The 16547-nt window shown below is 67.9% G+C and carries 15 protein-coding genes; 11 read left to right on the forward strand and 4 right to left on the reverse strand.

Annotation, left to right across the window (positions count from 1 at the left end; genetic code table 11):
• Positions 1-42: 42 nt before the first annotated feature.
• The gene (locus ACEI37_RS20425) at positions 43-1131 is read right to left on the reverse strand and encodes an enoyl-CoA hydratase/isomerase family protein (RefSeq protein WP_373377938.1); all 1089 of its coding nucleotides are present in this window, start codon (positions 1129-1131) and stop codon (positions 43-45) included.
• A 105-nt stretch (positions 1132-1236) separates the two neighbouring features.
• Entirely contained in the window at positions 1237-2817 is a 1581-nt protein-coding gene (locus ACEI37_RS20430) for a methyl-accepting chemotaxis protein (RefSeq protein ID WP_373377939.1), read from the reverse strand.
• A 32-nt stretch (positions 2818-2849) separates the two neighbouring features.
• On the opposite strand from ACEI37_RS20430, the gene ACEI37_RS20435 reads away from it, so the two are divergent.
• Complete coding sequence (locus ACEI37_RS20435) at positions 2850-3053, forward strand: hypothetical protein (protein ID WP_373377940.1); 204 nt, start codon at positions 2850-2852, stop codon at positions 3051-3053.
• Positions 3050-3913 carry a sterol desaturase family protein gene (locus ACEI37_RS20440; protein WP_373377941.1) on the forward strand — a complete coding sequence of 288 codons (864 nt, stop codon included), beginning with the start codon at positions 3050-3052 and terminating at the stop codon, positions 3911-3913. Before ACEI37_RS20435 ends, ACEI37_RS20440 begins: the two co-directional genes overlap by 4 nt.
• Before the next feature lie 53 nt (positions 3914-3966).
• On the opposite strand, the gene typA is transcribed toward ACEI37_RS20440, so the two are convergent.
• On the reverse strand, positions 3967-5787 hold the full coding sequence (typA, locus tag ACEI37_RS20445; protein WP_373377942.1) for a translational GTPase TypA: 1821 nt from the start codon (positions 5785-5787) through the stop codon (positions 3967-3969).
• Between the two features lie 213 nt (positions 5788-6000).
• Between typA and ACEI37_RS20450 the strand changes: the two genes are divergently transcribed.
• From ACEI37_RS20450 to ACEI37_RS20490, 9 genes are all read left to right on the forward strand, one after another.
• Positions 6001-6483, forward strand: coding sequence for a MarR family winged helix-turn-helix transcriptional regulator (locus tag ACEI37_RS20450; RefSeq protein ID WP_373377943.1), 483 nt, complete (start codon positions 6001-6003; stop codon positions 6481-6483).
• 109 nt (positions 6484-6592) lie between these two features.
• Positions 6593-8149, forward strand: coding sequence for an AdeC/AdeK/OprM family multidrug efflux complex outer membrane factor (locus ACEI37_RS20455; protein WP_373377944.1), 1557 nt, complete (start codon positions 6593-6595; stop codon positions 8147-8149).
• A gap of 44 nt (positions 8150-8193) precedes the next feature.
• Complete coding sequence (locus tag ACEI37_RS20460; RefSeq protein ID WP_373377945.1) at positions 8194-9435, forward strand: HlyD family efflux transporter periplasmic adaptor subunit; 1242 nt, start codon at positions 8194-8196, stop codon at positions 9433-9435.
• Positions 9436-9437: 2 nt separating this feature from the next.
• Entirely contained in the window at positions 9438-11048 is a 1611-nt protein-coding gene (locus ACEI37_RS20465) for a DHA2 family efflux MFS transporter permease subunit (RefSeq protein ID WP_373377946.1), read from the forward strand.
• 181 nt (positions 11049-11229) lie between these two features.
• Positions 11230-12018 carry an IclR family transcriptional regulator gene (locus ACEI37_RS20470; RefSeq protein ID WP_373377947.1) on the forward strand — a complete coding sequence of 263 codons (789 nt, stop codon included), beginning with the start codon at positions 11230-11232 and terminating at the stop codon, positions 12016-12018.
• 21 nt (positions 12019-12039) lie between these two features.
• Positions 12040-12756, forward strand: a complete 717-nt coding sequence (gene pepE / locus ACEI37_RS20475) for a dipeptidase PepE (RefSeq protein ID WP_373377948.1) — start codon at positions 12040-12042, stop codon at positions 12754-12756.
• Positions 12757-12798: 42 nt separating this feature from the next.
• On the forward strand, positions 12799-13722 hold the full coding sequence (locus ACEI37_RS20480) for a DUF1177 domain-containing protein (RefSeq protein WP_373377949.1): 924 nt from the start codon (positions 12799-12801) through the stop codon (positions 13720-13722).
• Positions 13719-14426 (forward strand): AroM family protein, encoded by a 708-nt coding sequence (locus tag ACEI37_RS20485; protein WP_373377950.1) that lies wholly within the window; start codon positions 13719-13721, stop codon positions 14424-14426. The genes ACEI37_RS20480 and ACEI37_RS20485 overlap by 4 nt, the downstream gene beginning before the upstream one ends.
• Positions 14427-14520: 94 nt before the next feature.
• On the forward strand, positions 14521-15513 hold the full coding sequence (locus ACEI37_RS20490) for a Bug family tripartite tricarboxylate transporter substrate binding protein (protein WP_373380290.1): 993 nt from the start codon (positions 14521-14523) through the stop codon (positions 15511-15513).
• A gap of 42 nt (positions 15514-15555) precedes the next feature.
• Here the strand turns inward: ACEI37_RS20490 and truB are convergent, their stop codons facing one another.
• Positions 15556-16503, reverse strand: a complete 948-nt coding sequence (truB, locus tag ACEI37_RS20495) for a tRNA pseudouridine(55) synthase TruB (RefSeq protein WP_373377951.1) — start codon at positions 16501-16503, stop codon at positions 15556-15558.
• Between the last annotated feature and the right edge of the window lie 44 nt (positions 16504-16547).

Below are 16547 nucleotides of genomic sequence, written 5' to 3' on the forward strand. Positions count from 1 at the left end.
CACTCTACCCGAGTCGGCGCCGGCGCGTCCCCTGCAACGATGTCAGGCAGGCTTGCCCAGTGCCGCCAGCGGGTGCTCCTGCTGGCGCCACGGGCTGTCGAAGAACGACAGCGCCTTCTCGCGGCTGACTTCATCGAGCCGCGCGTATTGCCAGCGCGGCTTGTGGTCCTTGTCGACCGCCAGCGCGCGGATGCCTTCGACGCCGTCGCCCTTGCGGAACACGTAGTACATCATGTCCAGCTCCATGCGCAGTTCGTCTTCCAGCGACATGCTGCGCGCGCGGCGGATCTGCTCCAGCGTCACGCACAGCATCAGTGGCGAACGGCTGCGCAGCATGGCGGCGGTCTGCGCGGCCCAGTCGCCGGGGGCATCGCTGACGGCGGCAAGAATGTCCTGCGCGGTATTGCCGGCGAACAGCTGGTCGATCTGCGCCGACAGACCGGCCAGCGTGCTCTGCGCCGGCACGCAATCCGCGCGGTGCGGTGCGGTGAAGGTTGCGATATGCGCCAGCACCGCATCGCCGCTGGCGAACTGCTGCGCGCGCAGCGAATCGACCAGTTCCGCGAGGCGGTTGCCGGGCAGGTAGGCGTCGGCCAGGCCGGCATACAAGGCGTCGGCGGCGTGGATCACGGTGCCGGTCAGGCCCAGGTATTCGCCGATGCGTCCGGGTGTGCGCGCCAGGAACCAGCCGCCGCCCACATCCGGGAACAGGCCGATATTGGTCTCCGGCATGGCCATCTTTGTGCGGTCGGTGACCAGCCGCAGGCGCGCCCCCTGCGAGATGCCCATGCCGCCGCCCATCACCACGCCATCCATCAGCGCGATATAGGGCTTGGCGTAGCGGTGGATCAGGAAATTGAGCGCGTATTCCTCGACGAAGAACTGGTCGAGCAGCGGATCGCCCGCATGCGCGGCCTGGTGGAAATAGCGGATATCGCCGCCGGCGCAGAACGCCTTGCCGCCGGCACCGGCCACCACCACGGCGGCGACCTCGGGCGCGGCGGCCCAGTCCTGCAGCGCCTGCGTGATGGCGCGGATCATGTCCAGCGACAGCGCATTGAGCGCCTGCGGGCGGTTCAGCGTCAGGTATCCGATGCCACCGCGGACCTCGGTCGTGACGAATTCAGTCATGTCGTACTCCTCCAATGCAACTGGCAATTTTACGCCAGTCACCTTGGCCCGCGCACCCACGTGGGCAGCTTGCGGCGCATGCCGACACGCATGCGCCCTGCCCGTTCAGGCCAGCCGGAACGTCGCCACCAGCGAGGTGAGCCGCTGCGCCTGCTCTTCCAGCGATGCCGCGGCGGCCGCGGCCTGCTCCACCAGCGCCGCGTTCTGCTGCGTCATGCTGTCCATCTGCGACACCGCCACGTTGACCTGCTCGATGCCGTTGGACTGCTCGTCCGACGCCGCGCTGATATCGCCGATGATGGCGCTGACGCGCTGCACCGCGTCGACGATGTCCTGCATCGCGCGCCCGGCTTCATCGACCAGCCCCGAGCCCTCGCGCACATTGGCCACCGATGCGCCGATCAGCGCGCGGATCTCCTTGGATGCGCCGGCGCAGCGCTGCGCCAGGTCGCGCACGTCGCCGGCCACCACGGCAAAGCCGCGGCCATGCTCGCCGGCACGCGCCGCTTCCACCGCTGCGTTCAGCGCCAGGATATTGGTCTGGAACGCGATCTTCTCGATCACGTCGATGATGTCGACGATCTTGCCCGAGCTGGCGTCGATCGACTGCATGGTATTGACCACACGCAGCACCGCATCGCTGCCGCGTCCGGCCAGGGTCGCGGCATCGCTGGCGAGCGCGCGCGCCTCGCGCGCGCTGTCGGCATTCTGGCGCACGGTGCTGGTCAGTTCCTCCATGCTCGAAGCGGTTTCCTCCAGCGACGCCGCCTGCTGCTCGGTGCGCTGCGACAGGTCGGCATTGCCGCTGGCAATCTGCTTGCTGGCCGCGGCGATCGAGTCGGCGCCGCCGCGCACATCGCCCACCATTGCCACCAGGCTGGCCTGCATCCGGCCCAGCATGCCGAGCATGCGCGCGGTCTCGTTGCGCGCCGCTTCGTCGGCCAGCGCTTGGCCGCCCCCTACTTCATCGCCAGACGCGGCAACGCTCAGGTCGCCACCGGCAATCTTTTCGAAGCGCGCAATCGCTGTGTCCAGCGGCTGCACGATGGAACGGCGCAGGCGCCACGCCACCACGGTGCTGAACACCAGTCCCGCGGCCAGCACGCACACCGACAGCGTGAACAGGTTACGGTAGCGTTGCTGCGAGGCCTCGTAGACCTGCTTCGCGCTGGCCACCTGCAGCTTGTTCAGCTCGTTGTTGACGGCGGTGAAGGCAATATCGAGCTGCGGAATGGTTTCCAGCACCGCCTTCATCACGCCGTCGCGATCGCCGGCATGCAGCGCGGCGATCATGGGCGCGACACCCAGCCTGAACAGCGCATCGCGCCTGGCGGTGACGTCTTCGACCACCTTGGCTTCGTCGACCGAACGCGGCAGCGCGAGATAGGCCTTCCAGGCCTTCTCAGATTCGCGCGCAAAGCCTTCCGCGGTCGCGGCGCGTGCCTTGGCGTCGGCCGGATCGGCGGCAAAGGTGGCCTGGTCCAGCAGCACGCGCACCAGCAACTGGTTCGAACGCGCCTCGGCCAGATGGACCGCGGCCGACAGCTGCTGCTCGTAGATCTGGTGCGTGGCCTCGTTGCTGCGCGACATGCCAAGCCAGCCGACGGCACCGACAATCAGCAACAACAAATTAATGACGATAGTGAGAAACCACAATCTGGCGCCGATGGTCGTGTTCCTGAACATGGATGAGGCTCCGGGAGGAATGAGGAAACTGAATGAAGGCGGCGCGCCGCGCCGCTGCCCTGTCCAACTACGGCGCCGGTGCCGCATCCTTTACCCGTATTGCTCGCCTTCACACGCGCGACAGAATTGCGTGGCAGTACATCATCGCCATCAAGTGGCGGATGCAGCGCGCACACCACCGTTTGGAGGAAGCCCTCGTGGCAATTTCATGGCGAACAGGCACACTGCCGGGATGAACACCGCATCGCTCGATCCCGGACTCGTGCTGCTGGCCTTCGCGCCGGTCTTCGTGCTGACCATCGGCGCCGAAGCGTGGTACTGGGCGCGCCGCGACCCCGCCGTCTACAGCCTGCGCGACACGCTCTCCAACGCCGCGCTGGCGTTGATGCACCAGGCCTCGGACGCGTTCTTCCTCTGGCTGATGGTCCGCACCGTCTACACGTGGTGCTACCAGCACGGCCTGCAGGCCATGCCGCAGACGTTGTGGTCGTTCTTGCTGCTGCTGTTGCTGCAGGACTTGCTCTACTACTGGTTCCATCGCGCCAGCCATCGCGTGCGCTGGCTGTGGGCCTCGCACGTGACGCATCATTCGTCGGAGGGCATGAATTTCTCGACCGCGTTCCGGCAGAGCCTGACGTATCCGTTGTCCGGCATGTGGCTGTTCTGGATTCCGCTGGCGTATATCGGCTTCACGCCGGACTGGGTGATCCTCGCCGTGGGCCTGAACCTGGGCTTCCAGTTCTTCGTCCATACGCGCCTGGGGCAACGCTGGCCGATGGTCGAGCGGCTGCTGAACACGCCTTCGGTCCATCGCGTGCACCACGCGAAGAACCCGCAGTACATCGACCGCAACTATGCCGGCGTGCTGACGCTATGGGACCGCCTGTTCGGCACCTTCGTCCCCGAGCGCGAGGCGCCGGTCTACGGCATTACGCGCCAGGTGCGCAGCCATGACCCGCTGACGCTGACCTTCCACGAATGGCGCGACATGTTCGCCGATGCCTGGCGCGACCGCGACCTGCGCTACCTGTGGAAGCCGCCGGAATGGCGCAGCCCGCGTGCCGCGGTGCCGGCGACGCTGCCGGGCACGCAATAAAAAACCGCGCCTGCAGGCGCGGTTTTTTGTGGGCAGCGTCAGTGCCTGGGCGCTTATGCGCCTTCGCGGGCGGCACGCTTGCGCTCGTGCTCCTTCAGGTGGCGCTTGCGCAGGCGGATGCTCTTGGGCGTCAGCTCGACCAGTTCGTCGTCGGCGATGAATTCCACTGCGTATTCCAGCGACATCTGGATCGGCGGCACCAGGCGCACGGCTTCGTCGGTACCCGAGGCGCGCACGTTGGTCAGCTGCTTGCCCTTGATCGGGTTCACGACCAGGTCGTTGTCGCGGCTGTGGATGCCGATGATCATGCCTTCATACAGCGCATCGCCCGGCTTGACGAACATGCGGCCGCGGTCCTGCAGCTTCCACAGCGCGTAGGCCACGGCGTCGCCGTCGTCCTGCGAGATCAGCACGCCGTTGTGGCGCTCGCCCAGGCCGCCTTCGCGCACCGGCGCGTAGTCGTCGAAGATATGGCTGATCAGGCCGGTGCCGCGCGTCAGCGTCAGGAACTCGCCCTGGAAGCCGATCAGGCCGCGAGCCGGGATGCGGTACTCGAGGCGGGTGCGGCCCTTGCCGTCCGACGCCATGTCGAGCAGTTCGCCCTTGCGGCGGCCCAGCTCTTCCATGATGCCGCCCTGGTGGCTGTCTTCGACGTCGACGGTCAGCAGTTCATACGGCTCGCACTTGACGCCGTCGATTTCCTTGAACACCACGCGCGGACGCGACACCGCCAGCTCGTAGCCTTCGCGGCGCATGTTTTCCAGCAGGATGGTCAGGTGCAGTTCGCCGCGGCCCGACACTTCGAAGATGGTGTCGTCGCCGGTATCGGCCACGCGCAGCGCCACGTTGGACTTCAGTTCGCGGTCCAGGCGCTCGCGCAGCTGGCGGCTGGTGACGAACTTGCCTTCGCGGCCGGCCAGCGGCGAGGTGTTGACGCAGAAGTTCATGGTCAGCGTCGGCTCGTCCACCTTCAGCATCGGCAGCGCGTCCGGGGCCTCCGGCGCGCACACGGTGCAGCCGATGCCCAGCTCTTCGATGCCGTTGATCAGCACGATGTCACCGGCTTCGGCTTCCGGCACGATTTCGCGCTCCAGGCCCTGGAACTTAAGCACCTGGTTGATGCGGCCCTTGATCGGGTTGCCTTCCGGACCGAACTTGACCACCACGTCCTGCAGCGGACGGGCACGGCCGCGCGAGATGCGGCCCACGCCGATCTTGCCGACGTAGCTGGAGTAGTCCAGCGAGATGATCTGCAGCTGCAGCGGGCCGTCGCGGTCGTCGTCACGCACCGGCACCTTGTCGAGCACGGTCTCGAACAGCGGCTTCATGTCGCCGTCGCGCACGTCTTCGGTCAGGCCGGCGTAGCCGTTCAGGCCCGAGGCGTAGATCACCGGGAAGTCGAGCTGCTCGTCGGTCGCGCCCAGCTTGTCGAACAGGTCGAAGGTCTGGTTGATGACCCAGTCCGGGCGCGCGCCCGGGCGGTCGATCTTGTTGATCACGACGATCGGCTTCAGGCCCAGCGCCAGCGCCTTGCGCGTGACGAAGCGGGTCTGCGGCATCGGGCCTTCGACCGCGTCGACCAGCAGCAGCACGCCGTCGACCATCGACAGCACGCGCTCCACTTCACCGCCGAAGTCGGCGTGGCCCGGGGTGTCGACAATGTTGATATGGGTGCCGTTGTACTCGACGGCACAGTTCTTCGCGAGAATCGTGATCCCGCGTTCCTTTTCCAGGTCGTTCGAGTCCATCACCCGCTCGGCGACTTGCTGGTTGTCGCGGAAGGTGCCTGCCTGGCGCAGGAGCTGGTCGACCAGGGTGGTCTTGCCATGATCGACGTGGGCGATGATGGCGATATTTCGGATGGCGCGGGTCATTGCTGCGTCTCGCTAAGAACGGGGCCCTCGCAAGGAGGGCCGGAGAATCTGAGGTAACCCAACATTCTAGCATGTTGCGGCGCAAGAAGCGTTGACCGGGACCGCCCCTGGCATAGGGAAAATATTTGCTGATTTCGCAATGACGAATTTCCTTTCTTGCGGATCGTTGAACGTGAACATATATTTGCCTCAGCAAAGATTGCAAAGGCAAAGATGTCACAAGCACCTTCTTCCGCTCCACCCCCTGCCACGGCCGGCCCGTTCGATCCCGCCGAGTACCAGATGTGCGACAGCGTCGGCTACCTGATGCAGCGGGCCAAGAACATGCTGGCGCACGGCGTCGAGCAGGAGGTCAGCAACCTGGACATCACGCAGGCCCAGGCCAGCTGCCTGATGATGCTGGCCACCGGGCGTGCCTCGACCGTCACCGACCTGGGCCGCGAACTGAACACCGACATGGGCTCGGTCACGCGGCTGCTCAGCCGCATGGAAAAGCGCGGCCTGATCGAGCGCCGCCGCCGCGATGCCGACCGCCGCGTGGTCGACCTGTCGGTGACGCCGCAGGGCCAGGAGCTGGTGCAGCAACTGCCGGCCATCTTCTGCAAGGTGCTGGCGCACCACTTTCGCGGTTTTTCCGAGGACGAGATCCAGTTGCTGCGCAGCATGCTGCGGCGGGTCATCGACAACAGCGGGTAGCAGGCTGCGCGCCGGACTTCCGGCACGCCAGATCGTCCGCGTCGGCCAGCCCGGCCGGACACCGTCAGCAGCCCGTAGACACCGTATGGCTCCGCCATGGAGCAACACCATGAAACCAGTTCTTTCCTTCCGATTTACCCGGCCTGCCAGTTCCCGCAAGCTGGCCCGCCGTGCCGGCACGCTGGCGCTCACCGCGATCGCGGCCGCGGCGCTGGCCGGGTGCGCGGCGCTTGGCAATTCGCACAGCACCCAGACCATGGCCGATCCGGCCGCGATGGCGACTTCGCAAACCCTGCCCGGCGAACACGGCCAGTGGCCGTCGCAGGACTGGGTCAGCCAGTTCCAGGACCCGCAGTTGAATGCCCTGGTCGACGAGGCAATCCACGACAGCCCCAACCTGCAGGCCGCGTTTGCCCGCGTCGAGGCGTCGCGCGCGATGGCCGAGGCCACCCGCAGCGCGCTGTACCCGCACCTGGAGTTCGAAGGCAGCCTGCTGCGCCAGCGCTTTTCCAACAACGACCTGTTCGAGGGCACGCCGCTGGCGGGCTCGTGGCAGAACCAGTCGCGCCTGCAGGTGGGCCTGTCCTATGACTTCGACTTCTGGGGCAAGAACCGCGATGCGCTCGAAGCCGCGCTGTCCGACGACCGCGCCGCCGAGGCCGAAAGCCAGGCCGCGCGCCTGATCCTGGCAACGTCTATCTCGCGCAACTACGCGCGCCTGGCCGCCCTGTATGCGCAGCGCGACGTGGCCGAGCGCGCCATCGCCCAGCGCCGCGACCTGACCGAGCTGTCGCGCCAGCGCCTGGCCGCCGGCCTGGACACCCAGGTGGAAACCACCCAGGCGCGCGGCACGGTGGCGGCCTCGCAGACAGACCTGCAGCGCGTCGATGAAGAAATCGCGCTGGCCCGCAACCAGCTCGCGGCGCTGCTCGGCAAGGGCCCGGACCGCGGCCTGCAGATCCAGCGCCCGGTGCTGCTGGCGCAGGCCACGCCGACGCTGCCCGACAACCTGACCATCGGCCTGCTGGGCCGCCGCCCGGACCTGGTGGCGGCGCGCTGGCGCGTCGAGGCCGCGTCGAAGGACATCAACGTCGCAAAGAAGGAATTCCTGCCTGACGTCAGCCTGAGCGCGTTCGCCGGCCTGGCCGCGCTGGACCCGTCCAAGCTGCTGATGGGCATCAGCCGCACCTTCGGCATCGGCCCGACCATCCGGCTGCCGATCTTCGAAGGCGGCAAGCTGCGCGCCAACCTGAAGGGCAAGTACGCCGGCTACGACATCGCCGTGGCCAACTACAACCAGGCGCTGGTCGATGCACTGCGCGAGACCGCCGACACCATGACCAGCATCCGCAGCGTCGACCAGCAGATCCAGACCCAGCGCGAAGCGCTGGACCTGGCCGAGCACGCCTACGTGCTGGCCACCACGCGCTACAAGGCCGGGCTGGGCACGCAGCTGACCGTGCTCAACGCGGAAAGCAACGTGCTGCAGCAGCGCCGCCTGGCGACCGACCTGCAGGCGCGGCGGCTCGACCTGCAGATGGGCCTGATGAAGGCGCTCGGCGGCGGCTACCAGGAGCCGGCCGAAGGCCACGAGAGCGTGGCGCATGGCCAGGCACGGCAGCCGGACCACACCCAGGACCACACCCAGTCGGGCGCCCGCGGCTGATCCGCGCACCCGGTGATCGCAGACAAGATTATCCAGAAGACATCATGAGCAACAATCAGCAAGCGGCCGGCACCAACGCTTCCCAGCAAGCCACGGCCACCCCTCCCAACGGCAAGCGCAAGCGCATGCTGCTGTCGCTGAGCGCGGCGATCGTGGTCGCCGGCATCGGCTACGGCGTGTACTGGGGGATGTATGCCCGCCATTTCGAAAGCACCGACGACGCCTACGTCGCCGGCAACGTGGTCCAGGTCACGCCGCTGGTGGCCGGCACGGTGGTATCGATCGCCGCCGACGACACGCAACTGGTCACCGCCGGCCAGCCACTGATCCAGCTCGACCGCGCCGACACGCAGGTGGCGCTGGAACAGGCCGAGGCCCAGCTGGCCCAGGCCGTGCGCGAAGTGCGCACGCTGTACGTCAACAACGGCTCGCTCGCCGCCAACGTGGCACTGCGCGAAGCCGACGTGGCCAAGGCCCGCGATGACCTGCGCCGGCGCCAGGCCATCGCCGGCTCGGGCGCGGTGTCGAATGAAGAGATTTCGCATGCCCAGGCTGCGCTCAAGGGCGCCGAGTCGGCGCTGCTGGCCGCGCGCGAGCAGCTGGCATCGAACAAGGTGCTGACCGACCAGACCACGGTCGAAAACCACCCCAACGTGCAGCGCGCCGCCGCGAACCTGCGGTCGGCCTACCTGTCGTTCGCGCGCTCGGCGCTACCGGCGCCGGTGACCGGCTACGTCGCCAAGCGTTCGGTGCAGGTCGGCCAGCGCGTGGCCGCCGGCGCGCCGCTGATGGCAGTGGTGCCGCTGGACCAGGTCTGGGTCGACGCCAACTTCAAGGAAGTGCAGATCACGCATATGCGCATCGGCCAGCCCGTGACGCTGGAAGCCGACGTCTATGGCTCCAAGGTCGAATACCGCGGCAAGGTCGCCGGCTTCTCGGCCGGCACCGGCTCGGCGTTTTCGCTGCTGCCGGCGCAGAACGCCACCGGCAACTGGATCAAGGTGGTGCAGCGCCTGCCGGTGCGCATCGCGCTGGACCCGCAGCAGCTCAAGGACCATCCGCTGCGCGTGGGCCTGTCGATGACGGTCAAGGTCGACGTGCGCCGCGAGGAAGGTGCCGCCATGGCCGCCGCCGCGCCGGCCAGGCCGATGCAGACCGACGTCTATGACAAGGTGGCGCAGGATGCGGACCAGCTGATCGCGCGCATCATCGCCGCCAACAACGGCGGCCGCGGCACCGGCCTGTCCTCGGCCAGCGCCGCCAACGCCAAGCCGGCCAACACCTGATCATGGCAACCTCCCCCTCCGCTGCACCGGCCGCGCCCGGCGCCGGCCCCGCGCCGGCGCGGGCCCTGCCCCAGCAGCCGCAGCCGCTGACCGGCGGCAAGCTGGTGCTCGGCACCATCGCGCTGTCGCTGGCCACGTTCATGAACGTGCTCGACTCGTCGATCGCGAACGTGTCGATCCCGGCGATCTCCGGCGACCTGGGCGTGGCGCCGAACCAGGGCACCTGGGTCATCACCTCGTTCGCGGTGGCCAATGCGATCTCGGTGCCGCTGACCGGCTGGCTGACCACGCGCTTCGGCGCGGTGCGGCTGTTCATCACCTCGATCCTGCTGTTCGTGCTGGCGTCGTGGTTGTGCGGCGTCGCGCCCAACCTGGAGACGCTGCTGGCCGCACGCGTGCTGCAGGGGGCGGTGGCCGGGCCGATGATCCCGCTGTCGCAGTCGCTGCTGCTGGCGAGCTATCCGCCCGCGAGGAGCACCATGGCGCTGGCGCTGTGGGGCATGACCACGCTGGTGGCGCCGATCATGGGGCCGCTGCTGGGCGGCTGGATTTCGGACAACATGACCTGGCCGTGGATCTTCTACATCAACGTGCCGGTGGGCATCGTCACCGCCTACGCCACCTGGGCCATCTACAAGGATCGCGAGACGCCCACCAAGGTGCTGCCGATCGACCGCATCGGCCTGGCGCTGCTGGTGATCTGGGTGGGCTCGATGCAGCTGATGCTGGACAAGGGCAAGGAGCTGGACTGGTTCCACTCGACCGAGATCGTGGTGCTGACGCTGGTGACGATCGTCGGCTTCCTGTTCTTCCTGGCGTGGGAAACCTATGAGAAGCATCCCATTGTCGACATCAGCCTGTTCAAGGGCCGCAATTTCAGTTCCGGCGTGGTCGCGATCTCGGTGGCGTACGGGCTGTTCTTCGGCAACCTGGTGATCCTGCCGCTGTGGCTGCAGACCATCGTCGGCTATACCGCGACCGACGCGGGCATCGTGATGGCGCCGGTCGGCATCTTCGCGATCCTGCTGTCGCCGGTGATCGGTCGCAACCTGCCGAAGATGGATGCGCGCTGGGTGGCCACCGCGGCCTTCATCACCTTCGGCATCGTCAGCCTGATGCGCGCGGGCTTCACCACGCAGGTCGATACCTGGACCCTGATGGTGCCGACGCTGATCCAGGGTGCGGCCATGGCGATGTTCTTCATCCCGCTGACCTCGATCATCCTGTCGGGCCAGCCGTCGGAGAAGATCCCCGCAGCCTCGGGCCTGTCGAACTTCGTTCGGATCACCTTCGGCGGCATCGGCGCGTCGGTCTCGACCACCGTCTGGGAGAACCGCTCGGCGCTGCACCACGCGCAGCTGGTCGAGCAGGTCAACCCGTATAACCCGGTCTACCACGACCAGCTCAATCACCTGATGCAGATGGGCATGAGCCAGGCGCAGGCGGTCGGCGTGATCGAGCGCAATATCACCCAGCAGGCAGCCATGCTCGGCGCCAACGACATCTTCTGGATCTCGGGCATGCTGTTCTTCGTGCTGATCGGCTTTGTCTGGCTGACGCGGCCGGCCAGGGGTGGCGGTGGCGGCTCGGCGGACGCGATGGCGGCGCATTGAGCGCCCGCTTCAGTGATGCATGGAATGGCCCCGGTTCGGGGCCATTTTTTTTGCCCCGATCCGGCAAGGGAAATTTCCCCTTGTGTTCCGCCATCCATCGCCCTATGATTTGCCAACCGAATTACGGAACCTTAGTTCCACAAAACGGAACCAAGGCGATGAACGTGGATGGAGAGGCGAAGTGAGCATTCTTGAAGGCGTGGAAAGCGTGCTGGACCTGTTCGGTCACGGCCGCCACGAGATCACGTTCAACGATGTGCTGCATGAACTGGGGCTGGCCAAGAGCTCGGCATCGCGCCTGCTCGCCCAGATGGTGCGCTACCGGCTGCTGGAGCTGCAGCCGTCGACGCGCCGCTATCGCCCCGGCGCACTGGTGATCCGCGCGGCGCAGGCGGCCACGCAGGCGCACCCCTTTGACGACCAGTGCCGCGAGATCCTTGCCGCCTTGTCGGATTCGACCGGCTTCACGGCCTACCTGTCGATGCTCGATGGCACCGACACCGTGGTGCTGCAGCGCCTGAACGGCAGCAACCCGGTGCAGGTGCTGTCGCCGCCGGGCGCGCGCCGGCCGGCCTTCACCACCGCCATGGGCCGCGTGCTGCTGTCGCGCCTGCCTGATACCGAATTCAGCGCGCGCTATGGCGCAAGCGGCGCCCGCAAGCTTCCCGACGCACCGGCCGGATGCCCCGCCACCGTCGCCGAGCTGCGCGAGCGCGTCGCCACCGCCCGCGCCGAGCGCAGCGCCATCGCCGTCAACGAAGGCATGCCGGGCATCGGCGCTGTTGCCACCACGCTGGCCGATCCACTCTCCGGCGACGTGCGCGGGCTGTGCCTGTCCTTCACCGCGATGCAGGTCAGCCAGGCCCAGGCGCGCGCGCTGCGCGAAACCCTGGTGCAGGCGGTGGCGCCGCTCGGGGAGCGCCTCGGCGATCCACTCTGGCTCCATCCCGGCGAGACCGCCGCCAACTAGCCATCCCGGCAGTTCAATCCCATGGAACTCCTGTTACTCAGCAACTCCTCCAGCGACGCGGGCTACCTCGTCCATGCCCACGACGCGATCCGCGAACTGGCCGGCGGGCGCACCCGCGCCTGCTTCCTGCCGTTCGCCGGCGTCACGCGCGACTGGGACAGCTACGAAGCGCTGGTGCGCGACGCACTGGCTCCGGCCGGCATCGCAGCGCAATCGCCGCACCGGCTCTCCGATGCCGACTGCGTGCGGGCGGTGGCAGCGGCCGAACTGATCGTCATCGGCGGCGGCAACACCTTCCGTCTGCTGCAATGCCTGCGCGAGCGCGGCCTGCTGCCCGTGATCGCGCGCCAGGTGGCTGCGGGCGCCGCACGCTATATCGCCTGGAGCGCCGGCACCAATGTCGCCTGCCCCACTATCCGCACCACCAACGACATGCCGGTCGCCGACCCTGGCGGCCTCGACGCGCTCGGGCTGGTGCCGTTCCAGATCAACCCGCACTACTTCAACCTGGTGGTGCCTGGCTTCCGCGGCGAAACGCGCGACCAGCGGCTGGCCGAATTCACGGTGCTGCAGCCGCAGACACCGGTGCTGGGCTTGCCCGAAGGCAACTGGGTGCGCGTCTCGGGCGATCGCATGGAGATGGGCGGCGCGCATCGCGCGCGCTGGTTCCTTGGCCGGCAGATCGTGGACGTCGCCCCCGGCGCCCTGTCCGTGCCGGCCTGCACCGCTGCCAGCTGAGTCATCGCCATTCCGTAACGCAAGCAAGGAACCCCAAGCAAGATGTCCATCAAGCAGGTGATTGAATCGATCGAGCTGCTGTCCGCAGCCAATGTCGACGGCGCAGCCGTTGCTGCTTTGCTGCGCGCCCGCGGCATCCGCGACGTCACGGTGACGCGCGTGGAAGAGAACGGCCTCTACACCGACTTCCTCGCCTGCACCCTGCCCGGCCGCAACCCCGATGCGCCCGCGCTGGGCGTGGTCGGCCGCCTCGGCGGCGTGGGCGCGCGCCCTGCCGTGACCGGCCTGGTGTCGGATGCCGACGGCGCCATCGTTGCCGTCGCCACCGCGCTCAAGCTGGCCGACATGGCCGCCAGCGGCGATGTGCTGGCCGGCCCGGTGCGGATCCATACCCACATCTGCCCGCACGCGGCCACGCGGCCGCACCAGCCGGTCCCGATGATGAAATCGCCGTTTGCGATGCGCACGATGATGGCGCACGAAGTCCATCCGGACATGGCAGCGATCCTGTCGGTCGACACCACGCGCGGCAACCGCTTCGTCAACCGTCGCGGGGTGGCACTGACGCCGGTGGCCAGGCAAGGCTGGCTGCTGCGCCTGCCGGAGCGGATGCTGGACCTGATGAGCTGGGTCAGCGGCGAACTGCCGATGGTGCTGCCGCTGACCACCCAGGACATCACCCCGTATGAGAATGGCCTGTGGCATGTCAATTCGATCATGCAGCCGGCCATCGTCACCGCGGCGCCGGTGGTGGGCGTGGCGCTGACCGCGCAGACCACCGTGCCCGGCTGCGCCACCGGCGTCACCAACGCCTTCGACATCGATGTGGCGACGCGCTTCTGCATCGAGGTCGCCAAGCACTTCGGCGAGGGCCAGTGCGCCTTCTACGATGCCGGGGAATGGGCCGAGCTGCAGCGGCGCTACGGCTCGCTTGCTCACCTGCAGACCGTCGGGACCGAAGCATGACCACGGCCGCCCCACGCCCGCCGCGCGTGGCCTTCGTCACCATCGGGCAGTCGCCGCGGACCGACGTGGTGCCGCAGATGATGGCCGACCTGGGCCTGCCGGCGGAGGTCGAAGAGTTCGGCATCCTCGATGCGCTGGGCCCCGACGAGATCGCCGCGCTGGCGCCTGCCGCCGGCGAGTACCGCTTCGCCAGCCGCCTGCGCGACGGCACGCAGGCGGTGATGGGCAAGCCGGTGGCCGAGGCCATGCTGGCGCGGCTGATGACGTCGCTCGACGATGGCCGCTTCGACGCGCTGGTGCCGCTGTGCACCGGCACCGCGCTGCCGCCGATGCAGACCCTGGTGCTCGAACCGCAGCAAGTGGTGGATCACCTGACGGTGGCGCTGGCGCAGGGCTGCAAGCGGCTCGGCATCGTGCTGCCACTGCAGGCGCAGGTGAGCGGCTTTCACCTGATCCAGCCGGTGCCCTGCGAGCTGCGCGTCACGCACGCATCGCCCTATACAGACAGCGCCGACAGCGATACCGGCCGCTTCGCGCAGGCGGGCGCGGCGCTGCGCGGCTGCGACCTGGTGGTGATGCACTGCATGGGCTACACCGAAGCCATGCGGGCCACGGTGGCACGTCATGCGCAGGCGCCGGTGCTGTTGTCGAACCGCATGGTGGCACGGCTGCTGGGACAGGTGCTCGGCGGCGCGGCGGCCTGATGCCGCTCACAGAATTCGCGCACGCAGCAAACGCATTCCGGGTAAGGGCAAGCCCGCTGACAAATTGCCCATGACACTGCTGGAGCTGGAAGGCATGGAAAAGGTAGGAAAGTGGAGAAAGCCGCTGGCACGCGGCATGATGTGGATCAGCCTGGGTGCTGCGATGGTCCCGGCCGCGCAGGCGCAGGAATGGAAGCCGGCAAAGCCGGTGCGCCTGCTGGTGGGCTTTGCCCCGGGCGGTTCGGCCGACCTGCTGGCGCGGCTGGTGCAGGCGCCGCTGTCGGAAAGCCTGGGCGTGCCGGTGGTGGTGGAAAACGTGCCCGGCGCAGGCGGCAATATCGCCGCGGACAAGCTGGCCAAGGCACCGGCCGACGGCTACACCATCGGCATGGGCGCCGCCGGCGCGATGGCGGTGACCCACGTGCTCAATCCCAAGGGCACGCCGTACAAGGCGGATGACTTCACCCCCATCGCCATGCTGGCGACGCAGCCCAATGTCGTGATCGTCAACCCGGCCCTGCCGGTCAAGACCATGGCCGACTTCGCCGCGTACGTCAAGAAGACGCCGCAGGTCACCTATGGCACCGCGGGGGTCGGCACCTCTAACCACCTGATCGCCGAAACCATGCTGCACCGGCTCGGCATCGACATGGTCCATGCGCCGTACAAGGGCGCAACGCCGGTGATCACCGACCTGATGGGCGGCCATATCGCGATGACGGTCGATAACATCACCACCGCCGCGGCGCTCGCCAAGAGCGGCAAGGTCAAGGCGCTGGCCGTCACCGGCAGCAAGCGCTCGCCGTTGCTGCCGGAAGTGCCGACGCTGGCCGAGAGCGGGCTGAAGGACTTCAACATGCCGACCTGGCAAGGCATCTTCGGGCCGAAGGACCTGCCGAAGGCGATCGTGGCCCGCTACAACCAGGCGCTGGTCAAGGCGCTGGCAAACCCGGAAGTCAGGAAGAAGATGGCCGAGTTCGGCTCCGAGCCCGTGGGCGATACGCCCGAGCACTTTGCCGGGTTCCTCGCGCAGGACCGCAAGATGTGGGCCGACGTGATCAAGACGGCCAAGGTCACCTTGGAATAAGGGCTGTCGGTCGGTGCGGCGGCTAGGTCGCCGCCCGCCGCCTTACAGCTTGACCAGCCGTTCCGGCCGCAACGCGCCTTCGCGCATGCGTGCCACGCCCAGCAGCCGCGCCGGCTCGCCGGCATAGACCCGGGCCAGGCTTTCCTCGGCCAGCACGGTGCCGGCCGGCAGGTCGCGCTGGGCAATGCGCTGGCCCTGCAGGAAGCGCCCCGCCGCTGCCGCATCCAGCTGCACCGGCACGCATTTCTGCAGCAGGGCATCGACCGGCGCCAGCATGGCCGGGCGCTGCCCATCATCCTGTGCTTCGATCTGGGCCAGCGTCACCGCGCCGTCGAGGGTCAGGTCGCCCACGGCGATGCGGCGCAGTCCGGTCAGGTGCGCACCGCAACCCAGCGCTTCGCCGATGTCCTCGGCCAGCGTGCGGATATAGGTGCCCTTGCTGCACGTCACCCGCATCGTGAACGACGGTGCCTCGGGCAAGGCGCAGTCCAGCAAAGCAATCGAACGGATCGTGACGCGGCGCGCCGCGCGCTCTACGGTCTGGCCGGCGCGCGCGTATTCGTACAGCGGACGGCCGTCCTTCTTCAGCGCCGAATGCATCGGCGGCACTTGCTCGATCTCGCCGACAAAACTTGCCAGCATACCCTCCACCGCGGCGCGGTCGCAGGTGACCGCACGCACGTCGAGCAACTCGCCTTCGGCATCGCCCGTGCTGGAACGCGCGCCGAGCCGCACTTCGGCGTCATAGGTCTTGTCCGCTTCCAGCAAGTCCTGCGAGAACTTGGTGGCTTCGCCGAAGCAAAGCGGCAGCAGCCCGGTGGCGAGCGGATCGAGCGTGCCGGTATGGCCGGCCTTGGCCGCGCGCAACAGGCGCTTGGCGCGCACCAGCGCGTCGTTGGACGACAGCCCGAGCGGCTTGTCGAGCAGCAGCACACCATGGACCTCGCGGCGCGGCAGGCGCGGCGGACGGTTGGCGTTGGAATCGGTCATCGGGAAACAAGCGGAAGGCGGGTGCACAACGCGCGGCGACCGCG

The organism is Cupriavidus nantongensis, from assembly GCF_041726985.1.
Lineage (GTDB): Bacteria > Pseudomonadota > Gammaproteobacteria > Burkholderiales > Burkholderiaceae > Cupriavidus > Cupriavidus nantongensis_A.

Bases quoted from the DNA above. Each gene is read 5' to 3' on its own strand.
- ACEI37_RS20485 (WP_373377950.1), top strand. From the start codon at position 13,719: ATGACCACGGCCGCCCCACGCCCGCCGCGCGTGGCCTTCGTCACCATC.
- ACEI37_RS20430 (WP_373377939.1), bottom strand. From the start codon at position 2,817: ATGTTCAGGAACACGACCATCGGCGCCAGATTGTGGTTTCTCACTATC.
- ACEI37_RS20490 (WP_373380290.1), top strand. From the start codon at position 14,521: ATGGAAAAGGTAGGAAAGTGGAGAAAGCCGCTGGCACGCGGCATGATG.
- ACEI37_RS20425 (WP_373377938.1), bottom strand. From the start codon at position 1,131: ATGACTGAATTCGTCACGACCGAGGTCCGCGGTGGCATCGGATACCTG.
- ACEI37_RS20455 (WP_373377944.1), top strand. From the start codon at position 6,593: ATGAAACCAGTTCTTTCCTTCCGATTTACCCGGCCTGCCAGTTCCCGC.
- ACEI37_RS20465 (WP_373377946.1), top strand. From the start codon at position 9,438: ATGGCAACCTCCCCCTCCGCTGCACCGGCCGCGCCCGGCGCCGGCCCC.
- ACEI37_RS20435 (WP_373377940.1), top strand. From the start codon at position 2,850: ATGAAGGCGGCGCGCCGCGCCGCTGCCCTGTCCAACTACGGCGCCGGT.
- ACEI37_RS20440 (WP_373377941.1), top strand. From the start codon at position 3,050: ATGAACACCGCATCGCTCGATCCCGGACTCGTGCTGCTGGCCTTCGCG.
- ACEI37_RS20480 (WP_373377949.1), top strand. From the start codon at position 12,799: ATGTCCATCAAGCAGGTGATTGAATCGATCGAGCTGCTGTCCGCAGCC.
- ACEI37_RS20450 (WP_373377943.1), top strand. From the start codon at position 6,001: ATGTCACAAGCACCTTCTTCCGCTCCACCCCCTGCCACGGCCGGCCCG.
- pepE (WP_373377948.1), top strand. From the start codon at position 12,040: ATGGAACTCCTGTTACTCAGCAACTCCTCCAGCGACGCGGGCTACCTC.
- ACEI37_RS20460 (WP_373377945.1), top strand. From the start codon at position 8,194: ATGAGCAACAATCAGCAAGCGGCCGGCACCAACGCTTCCCAGCAAGCC.
- typA (WP_373377942.1), bottom strand. From the start codon at position 5,787: ATGACCCGCGCCATCCGAAATATCGCCATCATCGCCCACGTCGATCAT.
- truB (WP_373377951.1), bottom strand. From the start codon at position 16,503: ATGACCGATTCCAACGCCAACCGTCCGCCGCGCCTGCCGCGCCGCGAG.